Genomic DNA, 14,431 nt, shown 5'->3' with positions numbered 1-14,431 from the left:
GTCCTGCGCGCCCGACTCGGGGTGGCGCTTCGACCCGTCCGGGGTACGCGCGCGCGCCCGGTGCGCCCGCCCCCGCTCCCGGCGCGCCGGCCGGGGAGGCGCCGCCCGCTGAAGCGCCCGCGCCGCCGGACCCGCGCAAGGACCTCGCCGACCGCATCGCCGAGGAGAAGAAGTGGCGCCAGAGCACCCGTCAGGGCATCCAGTTCCTCGCCCTGCAGTTCCAGGCGACGCGCTGCGACAAAGAAGACATCCTGGCCGGCAACGACGACCCCGCCCAGCCGCTGATCACCTGCTCGACCGACCACAAGGTGGCCTACCTGCTGGGCCCGTCGATCATCAGCGGTGACCAGATCCAGGACGCCAGCGCGAGCCAGAACCAGCGCGGCATCGGCTACGTCGTCGACCTCCAGTTCAAGTCCGCCGCCGCCAACACCTGGGCCGACTTCACCGCCGCCCACATCGGCACCCAGACCGCGTTCACGCTGGACTCGCAGGTCGTCAGCGCGCCGATGATCCAGGAAGCGATTCCCGGCGGCCGGACCCAGATCAGCGGCGGCGATCCGCCGTTCACCGCCTCGACCGCCAAGCAGCTGGCCAACGTCCTCAAATACGGCTCGCTGCCGCTGTCCTTCGAAGCCTCCGAGGCCCAAACCGTCTCGGCGACACTGGGATTGACCTCGCTGCGAGCGGGACTGATCGCGGGCGCGATCGGGCTGATCCTGGTGCTGCTGTATTCGCTGCTCTACTACCGGGTGCTGGGACTGCTCACCGCGCTGTCGCTGGCCGCTTCCGGGGCGATGGTCTTCGCGATCCTGGTGATCCTGGGCCGTCAGATCAACTACACCCTGGATCTGGCGGGCATCGCGGGTCTGATCATCGGCATCGGCACCACCGCCGACTCGTTCGTCGTGTTCTTCGAGCGCATCAAAGACGAGATCCGCGAGGGCCGTTCGTTCCGGTCCGCGGTGCCACGCGGCTGGGCGCGCGCCCGCAAGACGATCGTGTCGGGTAACGCCGTCACCTTCCTGGCCGCCGCGGTGCTGTACGCCCTGGCGATCGGCCAGGTGAGGGGCTTCGCGTTCACGCTGGGCCTGACCACGGTTCTCGACATCGTGGTGGTGTTCCTGGTGACCTGGCCGCTGGTGTACCTGGCGTCCAAGTCCCCGACTCTGGCCAAGCCGGCCTACAACGGCCTGGGCGCCGTTCAGCAGGTCGCCCGCGAACGCCGGGCGTCCGCGCAGGTCAAGACGGGACGGGGATAGCGCATGACTTCCTCCAAAGCCTCCAAAGACGCAACCGAGCTCACCGAAGCCTCCGAGGGCGCGACCGAACTGACCGAGAGCGCCACGAGCGCCGGCAACGCCCCTCGCCACGGCTTCCTGTCGCGCCTCTACACCGGCACCGGCGCCTTCGAGGTGGTCGGGCGGCGCCGGTTGTGGTTCGGCATCAGCGGCGCGATCGTCGCCGTCGCCCTGATCAGCATCCTGCTGCGGGGCTTCACCTTCGGTATCGACTTCAACGGCGGCACGACGGTGTCGATGCCCGCCGCCGGGAAGACGGGCACGGTGCAGACCTCGCAGGTCTCCGAGGTGTTCCGCACGGCCCTCGGCAACGATCCGGAGGCGGTGGTCATCGTCGGCAACGGCGCGGGCGCGACTGTGCAGATCCGTTCGAAGACGCTGACCAACGACCAGACGACGAAGCTGCGTAACGCCCTGTTCGACGCCTTCGGACCCAAGGGCGCCGACGGCAAGCCCAGCAAGCAGGCCATCAGCGACGCCGCGGTCTCCGAGACCTGGGGCGACCAGATCACCGACAAGGCGCTGATCGCGCTCGCCGTCTTCCTGGTGCTGGTCGGCATCTACATCATGGTGCGCTACGAGCGGTACATGGCGATCTCCGCGCTGACGACGATGGTGTTCGACCTGAGCGTCACCGCGGGGGTGTACTCGCTGGTCGGGTTCGAGGTCACGCCGGCCACCGTCATCGGCTTGCTGACGATTCTCGGTTTCTCCCTCTACGACACGGTGATCGTGTTCGACAAGGTCGAAGAGAACACCAAGGACTTCCAACACACCACCCGGCGCACCTTCGCCGAGGAAGCCAATCTGGCGATCAACCAGACCTTCATGCGCTCCATCAACACCAGCCTGATCAGTGTGCTGCCGGTGCTGGCGCTGATGGTGGTGGCGGTGTGGCTGCTGGGCGTCGGCACGCTGAAGGACCTGGCGCTGGTGCAGCTCGTCGGCATCCTGGTCGGCACCTACTCGTCGATCTTCTTCGCCACCCCGCTGCTGGTGACGCTGCGCGAGCGCACCGAGCTGGTGCGCTCGCACACCCGCCGCGTCGTCAAACGACGCAGGCCCGGCACGCAGAAGCAGACGAGCAGCAGCCCCGGCGAAGACGCCTCCGGCACCGAGCCGGAGACCCAGCCGGCCGCGGAGACCTCCGGCGAAGCGCCGTCCAAGCCGGCGCCGAGCAAGCCGGCACCGGGTGCCCGTCCCGTGCGGCCGACCGGGACCCGGCGTCCCACCGGTAAGCGGAACGTCGGCCGGCGGTAGTAGCCGATGGCCACCAGGTACCGGGGAACTGGGGCCGGTCGTGGCGCGCTCGTCGGCCGTCGGGCCCTGGGGTGGATCGGCGCCGGAGTGGCCGTGGTGCTGGCGGCGGGTTTCGCGCTGACCGCCTGCGCGGGCAGCGCCGCCGCCCAGATCGACTATGTGGTCGACGGTCCGCTGTCCACCTACAACACGAACACCGTCGCCGGCGCCGCGTCGGCCGGAGCCCAGGCGTTCGCGCGCACGCTCACCGGCTTCACCTATCACGGGCCGGACGGGCAAATTGTTGCCGACCGCGACTTCGGCACCGTCTCGGTGGTCGGCGGCACGCCGCTGGTGCTGGACTACCAGATCGCCGACAACGCCGTCTACTCCGACGGCAAGCCGGTGACCTGCGATGACATCGTGCTCGCGTGGGCGGCCCAGTCCGGCAAGTTTCCCGACTTCCATGCCGCCAGCCAGGCCGGCTACCTCGACATCGCCAACGTCGAGTGCATGCCCGGGCAAAAGAAGGCGCGGGTGTCATTCATCCCGGACCGCGGCGTCGTCGACTACAACCAGCTGTTCACCGCGACCTCGCTGATGCCGTCTCACGTCATCGCCGACCAACTCAACGTCGACGTGACCGCGGCCCTGCTCAGCAACAACGGCCCGCTGGTGCAACAGATCGCGAAGCTGTGGAACACGATCTGGGACCTCAAGCCCGGGCTGAAATCTGGAGAGATCCTCAAGCGTTTCCCGTCGTCGGGGCCGTACAAGATCGAATCCGTCCTGGATGGCGGGGCGGTGGTGCTCGTCGCCAACGACCGGTGGTGGGGGCCCAAGCCCATCACCAAGCGGGTCACCGTGTGGTCGCAGGGGCCCGACATCCAGGATCGGGTCAACGGCCGCAGCGTCGACGTGGTCGACGTCGCCGCGGGATCCTCGGGGGCGCTGACCACGCCGGACAACTACGAGCGCTCCGACGGTCCGTCGGATGGTCTCGAGCAGCTGATCTTCGCCCCACGGGGGCCGTTGGCGGCGCCCAAGGCCCGGCGCGCGGTCGCGCTGTGCACGCCGCGCGACTCGCTGGCCAAGGACGCGGGGGTGCCGATCGCCAATTCGCGGCTGGACCCGGCCGCCGACGATGCCGTGTCCGCCGCTGACGGGGACGGTCCGGCCGACCCGTTCAGCAAGGCCGATCCGGTCGCCGCGCGCAGCGCGCTGGGCGGGGCGCCGCTGACGGTGCGGATCGGCTACCAGGGGCCCAACGCGCGGCTGGCGGTCAACGTCGGCGTCATCACCAAGGCGTGCGCCGCGGCCGGTATCACCGTCTCCGGGGTCATCCTGGACAGCTCGGGTCCGCAGGCGCTCACGGACGGGAAGATCGACGCGTTGCTGGCGAGCACCGGCGGGGCGACCGGCAGCGGGTCCTCCGGCTCGTCGGCGCTGGACGCCTACACGCTGCACACCGGCAACGGCAACAACCTGTCCGGATACACGAATCCCCAGGTCGACAACGCGATCAGCGCACTGGCGGTCTCCGCCGACGCCGCCGAGCGAGCCAGGCTGCTGACTGAAACCGCCCCGGTGCTGTGGGGCGACATGCCCACCCTGCCCCTCTACCGGCAGCAGCGCACGCTGCTGACCTCCAAGAAGATGTATGGGGTGAGCAAGAACCCGACGCGTTGGGGCGCGGGATGGAACATGGACCGATGGGCCCTGGTGCAGTGAGGTTTTCATGACGAACTCCGGTGGCCCGGCGGCGCTGGCCGAGCTGATCGAGACGCTGACGCGCAAGGTGCCCGATTTCCCCAAGCCAGGGGTCCAGTTCAAGGACCTCACCCCGCTGTTCGCCGACGCGACGGCGATGTCGGCGATCACCGGCGCGCTGGCTGACTTCGCGTCCGGTGCCGACCTGGTGGCCGGCATCGACTCCCGCGGGTTCCTGCTGGCGGCGGCCGTCGCCGATCGCCTGCGCACCGGCGTGCTGGCCATTCGCAAGGGCGGGAAGCTACCGCCGCCGGTGCACGCCGAGCGGTACGACCTGGAATACGGCAGTGCGACGCTGGAGATCCCCGCCGACGGGATCGACCTGCGCGGACGCAACCTGATGATCATCGACGACGTGCTGGCCACCGGCGGTACCCTGGCGGCGGCGGCCCGGTTGCTCGAGCGCACCGGGGCCCACGTGCTTGCGGCGGCGGTGGTGTTCGAACTGGGCGCGCTGCGTGGCCGGGAAGCGGTCGCGCCGTTGGCGGTACACAGCCTGACTTGCGAGTAGCGCTTTTGCATTGGAGATATCCTCGAATTCGGAGGTGACTACCGTGGCGGAGGAAAACAGCGCGGCGCAAGCGCTTGACGCGCCCTCTAAAGTCTCAGAGCCGCCGGCCATCACGCAGCCGATGGAGATTCCGGAGCCATCGACGGAATCCCTGAAAACGTCCAGCAGCGCGTCGCGGCGGGTCCGGGCCAGGCTGGCCCGCCGGATGACCGCCCAGCGCAGCACGCTGAACCCGGTGCTCGAACCGCTGGTTGCGGTGCACCGGGAGATCTACCCGAAGGCGAACGTGTCGCTGCTGCAGCGCGCCTTCGAGGTCGCCGACCAGCGGCACGCCAGCCAGTTACGCCATTCCGGCGACCCCTACATCACCCACCCGCTGGCCGTCGCCACCATTTTGGCCGAATTGGGTATGGACACCACCACTTTGGTGGCCGCGCTGCTGCACGACACCGTCGAGGACACCGGCTACACCCTGGACGCTTTGAGCGAGGAATTCGGTGAGGAGGTGGGCCATCTCGTCGATGGCGTCACCAAACTGGACCGGGTGGTGCTGGGCAGCGCCGCCGAGGGCGAGACCATCCGCAAGATGATCACCGCGATGGCGCGCGATCCCCGCGTGCTGGTGATCAAGGTCGCCGACCGGCTGCACAACATGCGCACCATGCGGTTCCTGCCGCCGGAGAAGCAGGCGCGCAAGGCCAGAGAGACGCTGGAAGTCATTGCGCCCCTTGCGCATCGGTTGGGTATGGCCAGCGTCAAATGGGAATTGGAAGACCTGTCGTTCGCGATCCTGCACCCCAAGAAGTACGAGGAGATCGTGCGGCTGGTCGCCGGGCGCGCCCCGTCGCGCGACACTTACCTGGCCAAGGTCCGCACCGAGATCGTCAACACGCTGAACGCGTCGAAGATCAAGGCGACCGTGGAGGGCCGCCCCAAGCACTATTGGTCGATCTACCAGAAGATGATCGTCAAGGGGCGCGACTTCGACGACATCCACGACCTGGTCGGCATCCGCATCCTGTGCGACGAGATCCGGGACTGCTATGCCGCCGTCGGCGTGGTGCATTCGCTGTGGCAGCCGATGGCCGGGCGGTTCAAGGACTACATCGCCCAGCCCAGATACGGGGTCTACCAGTCGCTGCACACCACCGTCGTCGGGCCGGAGGGCAAGCCGCTGGAAATCCAGATCCGCACCCGCGACATGCACCGCACCGCGGAATACGGCATCGCCGCGCACTGGCGCTACAAGGAAGCCAAGGGCCGCAACGGAGTTCCGCATCCGCACGCCACCGCCGAGATCGACGACATGGCGTGGATGCGTCAGCTGCTCGACTGGCAGCGGGAGGCCGCCGACCCGGGCGAGTTCCTGGAGTCGCTGCGTTATGACCTTGCGGTACAAGAGATCTTCGTGTTCACCCCGAAGGGTGACGTCATCACCCTGCCCAACGGTTCCACGCCGGTGGACTTCGCCTACGCGGTCCACACCGAGGTCGGGCACCGCTGCATCGGCGCCCGGGTCAACGGCCGGCTGGTAGCGCTGGAACGCAAGCTGGAAAACGGGGAAGTCGTCGAGGTCTTCACCTCCAAGGCCGCCAACGCCGGGCCGTCGCGGGACTGGCAACAATTCGTGGTCTCACCACGCGCCAAGGCCAAGATCCGGCAGTGGTTCGCCAAGGAGCGCCGCGAGGAGGCGCTCGAATCCGGCAAGGACGCCATGGCGCGTGAGGTGCGTCGGGGCGGACTTCCGTTGCAGCGCTTGGTCAATGGCGAGACGCTGGCGGCGGTGGCACGCGAGCTGCACTACACCGACGTGTCCGCGCTCTACACCGCGATCGGCGAGGGGCACGTGTCGGCCCGGCACGTGGTGCAGCGGCTGCTGGCCGAGCTCGGCGGCATCGACCAGGCCGAGGAGGACCTCGCCGAACGGTCCACGCCCACAACCATGTTGCGCCGGCCGCGCAGCAGCGACGATGTCGGCGTCTCGGTCCCCGGCGCACCGGGCGTGCTGACCAAGCTGGCGAAATGCTGCACCCCGGTGCCCGGCGACCAGATCATGGGGTTCGTCACCCGCGGCGGCGGGGTGAGCGTGCACCGCACCGACTGCACCAACGCCGCCTCGCTGCAGCAGCAGTCCGAGCGCATCATCGAAGTGCACTGGGCGCCGTCGCCGTCGTCGGTGTTCCTGGTCGCCATCCAGGTCGAGGCGCTCGACCGGCACCGGCTGCTGTCGGACGTCACGCGGGTGCTGGCCGACGAGAAGGTCAACATCCTGTCCGCGTCGGTCACCACCTCCGGTGACCGGGTCGCTATCAGCCGCTTCACCTTTGAGATGGGCGACCCCAAGCATCTCGGCCATCTGCTCAACGTCGTGCGCAACGTCGAAGGCGTTTACGACGTCTACCGCGTCACGTCGGCGGCCTGACCCGGCCTGAGCCCGGCCTCAGCTCAGCCGCACCGCGGTGACCTTCACCGGGTTGGTGGGCGCACCGCTCTGACGATTGCCGGCGATACCGGCCCGGGCGATCTTGTCCAGGGTTTCCAGCCCCGCCTGGTCGATGGTGCCCAGCACGGTGCTCTGCGGTTCCATCTCGGAATCCTTGAAGATCAGGGCGAACTGGCTGCCGTTGGTGTTGGCTCCTTCGGTGGCCATGACGATGGTGCCGCGCGGATACACCACCGTCGCGCGCAGTGCGGGATCGTCGGGCTTGTACTGGTCCGCGGGGTACTCGTCGGCGAATTCGTAACCGGGGCCGCCTGACCCGTCCACGTCGGGCCCCCCGCACAACAGCGACCCGCCATCCTGGGAGTTGATCAGCCGGGCGCACTGGGTGTTGTCGAAGAACTGCTGCCTGGCCAGGCTGACGAAACTGTTCACCGCGCACGGGGACTCGGAATTGGCGAGCTGGATGGCGATGTCACCGAGGTTGGTGGAGATGACGGCGCCGATCTGCGGGGGAATGGTGGACACCCTGCCCGCCGGCGGCGGGTTCACCGACCGGGCGGCCGGGTCGGGCACCGAGCGGTATTGGCAGTTGGCGCCCAGATCGGGTGGCGGTGCGAACGCCGGCAGCGGCGGGGCCGTCGCCGACGCCGGGTCGCTCGTACCGGGGTTGGAGCCGGTCCTGCCGGGCACCCGGGCCCGGGTCTGGGTGGACGACGCCGCGCTGTCGGCCGAACCGTGGCTCTGGGTCACCAGCGCGATGACCAGGACCGCCACCGCGGCCAGCGCCAGTGCCGAGGCGCCGAAGATGCCGGCCAGCAGCCGCCGCGAATGTGTCGGACGGTGTTGTTGCGCATCGGGTTTGCCGCCCGGCGGGGGAACCGCTGGGCCCGGCGGCGGTGACGCGCTCGACGTCGCGCCCATGCCATCGGCGGCCAGCACTGCCCTGGCGGCCGCGGCGAGCTCCATGGCGGTCTGATACCGCTGTTCGGGGTCCTTGGCCATTCCGCGGGCGACGACCGCGTCGAAACCCGGTGGAACGCCGGGCGCGGTTGCCGACGTTCGCGGCGGCGGCGCGTTCAGGTGCGCGTTGAGCTGTTCTTCGAGGCTTTCCCCCGCGAAGGGCCGCTTCCCGGTCAGGCACTCGTGCAGAACGCAGGCCAGCGAGTAGACGTCGGCACGGTGATCCGTCTTGCCCTTGAAGCGCTCGGGCGCCATGTACGCGACGGTGCCCATCGTGGCACCGGTCTGCGTGAGTTGAGTGTCGGCCTCCGCGCGGGCAAGACCGAAGTCGATCAGGTAGACGAAATTGTGTGCGGTGGTGATCAAGATGTTCATCGGTTTGATGTCGCGGTGGATCAGCCCCGCGTGGTGGGCGCTGTCCAGCGCCGCGGCAACCTGCTCGATCACCGCGACCGTCTGCTCCGGGCTGAGTCGGTCGCCGTTCTCCTTGATGTAGTGCGACAGGTCGCGGCCCTCGATCAGCCGCATGTCGACGTAGAGCCGACCGTCGAGCTCGCCATAACCATGAATGGGCACCACGTGCGGGTCGTTGAGACCGGCCGCTATCCGGGCCTCCCGGCGGAAACGCTGCTGAAAGTCTTGATCCTCAGCCAGATGCGGCGGGAGCACCTTGAGAGCCACCACCCGGTCCGTGGTCGCGTCGTAGGCGCGGTACACGCGTCCCATCCCGCCGCGCCCCAACAACTCCAATATCCGGTAATGACCGAATGAGTCCGGATCCAGATTCACCCAACGACCATAAGCTCTCGGCGGTACAGGCCGGGCGAATCTGGCCGATCAGAGCGTGTTTCGCACCGATCCCGCCTCGTCGACCCGGCCTGGTCGACCCGGCCTAGTCGAGCGCCACCGACGTGATGGTCACCTCGGTGGCGGGTGCGCCGTCTTCACCGCCGCCGGCGACGCCGGCCTTGGCGATCTTGTCCAGCGTGGCCAGCCCGTCGGCCTGGATGGTGCCGAAGACGGTGTACTGCGGCGGCAGCTGGGAGTCCTTGTAGACCAAGAAGAATTGGCTGCCGTTGGTGCCGGGTCCGGCGTTGGCCATGGCCAGGGTGCCGCGCGGATAGAGCACGGGTTCTTGGGCCTTGGGGTCGTTCGGCGGGTATTGGTCGGTCGGGTACTCGTTGGCGAATTGGTAGCCCGGACCACCCGTGCCCTCGCCCTTGGGGTCACCGCATTGCAGGACGCCCAGGCCCTGCGAGGTGGTCAGCCGATGGCACTTGGTGTTGTCGAAGTATTTCTGGCCGGCCAGGCTCGCGAAACTGTTGACGGTGCAAGGTGATTCGTTGTTCGCCAGCATCAAACCGATGTGGCCCTGGTTGGTCACCATGCTGGCGCTCACCTGGGCCGGATCGGTCGGTATCTTGCCGGTCCGCGGTGGCTTGACCTGCTTGGCCGCCGGTTCGGACGAGGCCGGGTACTGGCAGTTGGCGCCCACGGTGTCCGACGGCTTGAACGTCGGCAGCGGCGGAACCTGACCCGGCTGACTTGGGGCCGTCGTGTCCGGCGAGCTGCTGGTGGCGGTGGTGCTCGTCGCCGACGCCGCGGTGTTGCTCTTGTGGTCGTGCTTGGTGTTGACGATCGTGATCACCACCGCCGCGATCACGGCCACGGCCACGATCGAGCCGGCCGCGATCAGTACGATCCGGCGGGTTTTGGCTTGCTTCGCGCGCCGCTCCAACTGCCGTTCGAGCTTGCGTTTGGCGGTGGCACGTCGCTGTTCGTTGGTCGGCACGGCCGCTATGCCTCCATGCTTGGTGAGTCGGAGCCCTCTGAACCGGTGAAGGTGCCAGCTCAGGCTAATGTGAGCGCGGCGTGCAGTGTCAAGCGGCCCCCATGGGAAAATGGGTGGTGTGTTGATCACCGGATTTCCCGCGGGCATGTTGCAGTGCAACTGCTATGTGCTGGCCGAGCGGCCGGGGACGGACGCCGTCATCGTCGATCCGGGGCAGCGGGTGATGGGCCAGTTGCGCAACATCCTGGACAAGAACCGGCTGACGCCGGCCGCGGTGTTGCTGACCCACGGGCACATAGACCACATGTGGTCGGCGCAGAAGGTGTCGGACACCTACGGTTGCCCGACCTACATCCATCCCGAGGACAGGTTCATGCTCACCGACCCGATCTACGGCCTGGGCCCGCGCCTGGCGCAGCTGGTGGCGGGCGCTTTCTGGCGGGAGCCCAAACAGGTCGTCGAGCTCGACCGCGACGGCGACAAGCTCGACCTGGGCAGCGTGACGGTCAACGTCGATCACACGCCCGGGCACACCCGCGGGTCGGTGGTGTTTCGGGTGTCGTCCGATAAGGACGCAAAAGACTACGTGTTCACCGGCGACACCCTCTTCGAACGTTCGGTGGGGCGCACCGACCTGCACGGTGGCAGCGGCCGCGACCTGCTGACCTCCATACTCGACAAGCTGCTGGTGCTCGACGACAACACCGTGGTGCTGCCGGGGCACGGCAACGCCACCACCATCGGCGCCGAGCGGCGCCTCAACCCGTTCCTCGAAGGCCTGTAGCCCGTGAGCGAGTTCTCCGCGTTTACGTCGTTCTCCGCGCCCAAGGGCGTGCCCGATTACGTCCCGCCGGACTCGGCCCAGTTCATCGCGGTCCGAGACGGCCTGCTCGGCGCCGCCCGCCGGGCCGGCTACGGCGACATCGAGCTGCCCATCTTCGAGGACACCGCCCTGTTCGCCCGCGGTGTCGGCGAATCCACCGACGTGGTGTCCAAGGAGATGTACACGTTCGCCGACCGCGGCGGTCGTTCGGTGACGCTGCGGCCCGAGGGCACCGCCGGCGTGGTGCGCGCGGTCATCGAACACGGGCTGGACCGCGGCGCATTGCCGGTCAAGCTGTGTTACGCGGGGCCGTTCTTCCGCTACGAGCGTCCGCAGGCCGGCCGCTATCGCCAGCTTCAGCAGGTCGGCGTGGAGGCGATCGGCGTCGACGACCCGGCCCTGGACGCCGAGGTGATCGCCATCGCCGACGCCGGCTTCCGGTCACTCGGGCTCGACGGCTTCCGCCTGGAGATCACCTCGCTGGGCGACGACAGCTGCCGTCCGCAATACCGGGAACTGTTGCAGGAGTTCCTCTTCGCGCTCGACCTCGACGAGGAAACGCGGCGACGGGCGCAGATCAATCCGCTGCGGGTGCTCGACGACAAGCGGCCCGAGGTGCGCGTCATGACCGCCGACGCGCCGGTGCTGCTCGATCACCTGTCCGACGCGGCCAAGCAGCACTTCGACACCGTGCTGGCGCACCTGGACGCGATGGGGGTGCCCTACGTCATCAATCCGCGCATGGTCCGCGGGCTGGACTACTACACCAAGACCACCTTCGAGTTCGTGCACGACGGCCTGGGCGCGCAGTCCGGGATCGGTGGCGGTGGTCGCTACGACGGCCTGATGCGGCAGCTCGGCGGACAAGACCTGTCCGGCATCGGGTTTGGGCTCGGCGTGGACCGTACGGTGCTGGCGCTGCGCGCGGAGGGCAAGAGCGTGGGGGAGACCACGCGCTGCGAGGTGTTCGGCGTGCCGCTGAGCGAGCAGGCCAAGTTGCGGCTGGCGGTGCTGGCCGCACAGTTGCGCGCCGGCGGTGCGCGCGTCGACATCGCCTACGGTGACCGCGGGCTCAAGGGCGCGATGCGCGCGGCCGACCGCTCCGGTGCCCGGATCGCGCTGGTGCTCGGCGACCGCGACATCGAGTCCGGCACCGTCGGGGTGAAGGATCTCGGAACCGGGGAACAGGTCCCCATTGCTCTAGATTCCGTTGTCGCCGAGGTGCTTTCGCGACTGGGTCGGTAGGCGTTCGCGTGTGCGCGGCGGCGCACTATTTTTTGCTGGGAATGATGATTACGACGATCAACGTCAAGATAGAGAAGAACAGTCCGAGGATTCCCCAGCCCGGTCCTTTCGTGAGGGGCCCCGGGGTAATACCCGAACAAATGACACGTGAAACCGAACCCTTAATTCCTCGCGCAACCGAAAATCGACGGGCAACACGGTGTGTGGCACCGGCGCGGCTCGGTCTTTATCCGCGCGGATAACCACGGCGCACGGTGCGGTCGAGAATTCCGAGCGTCGCGCGCAATGCGCCCTCGGACAGAATCGGGAAAATTCCGGCTTCCCGCCACTTCGGGTCGATGTCGGACCAGTCGTAGAACGAGGTAACGGTCGTGGCCGACGCGTCCTCGGTGGGTGTGAGCGCATAGCCGTAGACATGACCGATCGGTGGCTGGATTTGGCCCAGAACCGTCCACGCAATCAGGCGATCCTGTTCGAACTCCCTGATGTCGACGGTGACATCGTATTTGCCCAATTCCGGGAAATCGTTCAATGATTCGCGGTCCATGTGCACCACGAACTGGTCTCCCACGCCGCGCACCGGATCGCCCTCGGCGTCTTGAAGCATCCCGGACGAGTCGATCGCGACGTGGCCGTGCGGGTCGCACAGCACGGCGAAGATGGCCTGCGCGGGGGCGGCGATGGTGCGGGAAGTCTCGATGCGTTCGGTCATAGATCCTCGCGGCCGGCGTAGGGGCGATACGACCCGAAGCTTAGCCTCGGGTGCGGCGCTGCGGGGATGGTCGCGCCGTGCGAAAGTTGTCGCCGCCCACTGGCATAATCGAACACATGTTCGAAGAGGCGATTGCTCGGCTGGACGAGTTGTTCGAGCGACAACATCCGTCGGTGACGCCGGAGTCGGCGGCACTGCTGGAGCGGATCGGCGTGTTTTCGCGGGTCGAGAACCGCGCGGCGGCTGAGCAGTTGACGGCGATCGGCGAGTTGTTTGCGCATCGGCTTTCGCGCTGTTCGGAGTGCGAGGAGTGGGCGGTCGACACCGAGGCGGCGGTGAGCGCGGAAGTGGCCGCCGAGCTGCGGATCAGTCAGGGACTGGCCGCCAGCCGGGTACGGTATGCCCGCGCGATGCGCGAACGGCTACCCGAGATCGGTGAGATCTTTCGGGCCGGCGACATCGACTTTCGGCTGTTTACCACGATCGTGTACCGCACCGACCTGATCACCGATGCGCAGGTGCTTGCCGCGGTGGACGCCGAGTTGGCAACGAAGGTCGCGCGCTGGCCGTCGATGACGCAGAGGCGGCTGGCTGCACAAGTGGACCAGGTCGTGGCCAGGAATGATGCCGATGCGGTGCGCCGGCGCACCGAGAGCCGGGCCGACCGGCAGGTTTGGGTCGCCGATATGGAGGGCGGCCTGTCGCACATCGAGGGCAGTCTGTTCAGCCCGGATGCGCATGCGCTTGATCAGCGGCTGGACGCATTGGCGGCCACGGTATGTGACAAGGACCCGCGCAGCCGCGAGCAACGCCGCGCTGATGCGTTGGGGGCGTTGGCCGCCGGCGCGGACCGGCTGGGATGCCGGTGTGGGCGCCCGGACTGCGCTGCCGGGAAACGGCCGGCCGCCGGGCCGGTGGTGATCCACGTGATCGCCGAGCGCGACACCCTGGAAGGCCGCGGCCAGGCGCCGGGAGCCGAGGTGGGTGCCGAGGGGCTGATCCCGCCGGAGCTGATAGCGGAGCTGGCCGCCTCGGCGACGCTGACGTCGCTGGTCCATCCGGTCGACTCCCCGCCCGAGCCGCATCGGGTGCCCTCGAAGGCGCTGGCGGATTTCGTGCGGTGCCGTGACCTGACCTGCCGCTGGCCCGGGTGCGACCGCCCGGCCACCGAGTGCGATGTGGACCATACGATCCCGTACGCCGACGGCGGGCCCACGCACGCGTCGAACCTCAAATGCTATTGCCGCACACATCATTTGGTGAAGACCTTTTGGGGCTGGCGCGAACAGCAACTGCCCGATGCGACGCTGATTTTGACCTCCCCATCCGGGCGCACCTATGTCACCACCCCGGGCAGCGCCCTGCTCTTCCCGAGTCTGTGCGCGCCCACCGGCGAGATTCTTGCGCCCGCTGCGCCACGGGCCGAACCGTGCGGTGACCGCACCGCGATGATGCCGCGGCGCAACAGAACTCGCGCCCAGAACCGAGCGCACCGCGTCGCCACCGAACGCGGGCAGAATCGCCAAGCCCGGCAAGCGAAACGTCGAGAACGCGCGGCCGCCTACTTTGGCCCCGCTCCACCGGCCGACGCCGACGACGACCCGCCGCCCTTCTAGCGCGGTGCTTGACTCGGCC

11 protein-coding genes and 1 pseudogene are annotated in these 14,431 nt (G+C 68.2%); 8 read left to right on the top strand and 4 right to left on the bottom strand.

What is annotated here, in order from left to right; genetic code table 11:
• The 5 genes from secD to A5688_RS06425 all read left to right on the top strand — a co-directional run.
• A partial coding sequence (gene secD / locus A5688_RS06445) for a protein translocase subunit SecD (protein WP_068268084.1) occupies nucleotides 1-1,262 on the top strand: 1,262 nt, incomplete at its 5' end.
• A gap of 3 nt (nucleotides 1,263-1,265) precedes the next feature.
• On the top strand, nucleotides 1,266-2,561 hold the full coding sequence (secF, locus tag A5688_RS06440) for a protein translocase subunit SecF (RefSeq protein WP_067827736.1): 1,296 nt from the start codon (nucleotides 1,266-1,268) through the stop codon (nucleotides 2,559-2,561).
• Between the two features lie 6 nt (nucleotides 2,562-2,567).
• Entirely contained in the window at nucleotides 2,568-4,271 is a 1,704-nt protein-coding gene (locus A5688_RS06435; RefSeq protein ID WP_067913697.1) for an ABC transporter substrate-binding protein, read from the top strand.
• 7 nt (nucleotides 4,272-4,278) lie between these two features.
• The gene (locus A5688_RS06430) at nucleotides 4,279-4,821 is read left to right on the top strand and encodes an adenine phosphoribosyltransferase (RefSeq protein ID WP_067827741.1); all 543 of its coding nucleotides are present in this window, start codon (nucleotides 4,279-4,281) and stop codon (nucleotides 4,819-4,821) included.
• 43 nt (nucleotides 4,822-4,864) lie between these two features.
• Complete coding sequence (locus tag A5688_RS06425) at nucleotides 4,865-7,243, top strand: RelA/SpoT family protein (RefSeq protein WP_067827745.1); 2,379 nt, start codon at nucleotides 4,865-4,867, stop codon at nucleotides 7,241-7,243.
• A gap of 18 nt (nucleotides 7,244-7,261) precedes the next feature.
• Here the strand turns inward: A5688_RS06425 and A5688_RS06420 are convergent, their stop codons facing one another.
• Both A5688_RS06420 and A5688_RS06415 read right to left on the bottom strand, forming a co-directional pair.
• Nucleotides 7,262-9,013: a protein kinase domain-containing protein gene (locus tag A5688_RS06420; RefSeq protein WP_067913698.1), complete on the bottom strand. Its 1,752-nt coding sequence runs from the start codon at nucleotides 9,011-9,013 to the stop codon at nucleotides 7,262-7,264.
• A 103-nt stretch (nucleotides 9,014-9,116) separates the two neighbouring features.
• On the bottom strand, nucleotides 9,117-10,016 hold the full coding sequence (locus tag A5688_RS06415; protein WP_067913700.1) for a peptidylprolyl isomerase: 900 nt from the start codon (nucleotides 10,014-10,016) through the stop codon (nucleotides 9,117-9,119).
• A gap of 118 nt (nucleotides 10,017-10,134) precedes the next feature.
• On the opposite strand from A5688_RS06415, the gene A5688_RS06410 reads away from it, so the two are divergent.
• Both A5688_RS06410 and hisS read left to right on the top strand, forming a co-directional pair.
• Nucleotides 10,135-10,800: an MBL fold metallo-hydrolase gene (locus A5688_RS06410; RefSeq protein ID WP_067913793.1), complete on the top strand. Its 666-nt coding sequence runs from the start codon at nucleotides 10,135-10,137 to the stop codon at nucleotides 10,798-10,800.
• A gap of 3 nt (nucleotides 10,801-10,803) precedes the next feature.
• Nucleotides 10,804-12,084 (top strand): histidine--tRNA ligase, encoded by a 1,281-nt coding sequence (gene hisS / locus A5688_RS06405; protein ID WP_067827753.1) that lies wholly within the window; start codon nucleotides 10,804-10,806, stop codon nucleotides 12,082-12,084.
• Nucleotides 12,085-12,109: 25 nt separating this feature from the next.
• Here hisS and A5688_RS28510 read toward each other — a convergent pair.
• Nucleotides 12,110-12,187 (bottom strand): annotated as a pseudogene (locus tag A5688_RS28510) (deoxyribodipyrimidine photolyase); the annotation flags it as partial.
• A 123-nt stretch (nucleotides 12,188-12,310) separates the two neighbouring features.
• Nucleotides 12,311-12,796, bottom strand: a complete 486-nt coding sequence (locus A5688_RS06400) for an SRPBCC family protein (protein WP_067827756.1) — start codon at nucleotides 12,794-12,796, stop codon at nucleotides 12,311-12,313.
• A gap of 116 nt (nucleotides 12,797-12,912) precedes the next feature.
• On the opposite strand from A5688_RS06400, the gene A5688_RS06395 reads away from it, so the two are divergent.
• Nucleotides 12,913-14,412, top strand: a complete 1,500-nt coding sequence (locus tag A5688_RS06395) for an HNH endonuclease signature motif containing protein (RefSeq protein ID WP_067913702.1) — start codon at nucleotides 12,913-12,915, stop codon at nucleotides 14,410-14,412.
• The last annotated feature ends 19 nt before the right edge of the window (nucleotides 14,413-14,431 follow it).

This window comes from Mycobacterium mantenii, assembly GCF_001667865.1.
GTDB classification, from domain to species: domain Bacteria; phylum Actinomycetota; class Actinomycetes; order Mycobacteriales; family Mycobacteriaceae; genus Mycobacterium; species Mycobacterium mantenii_A.
The sequence above is the reverse complement of the archived record's forward strand: the minus strand, read 5'-3'. Positions and strand labels throughout refer to the sequence as shown.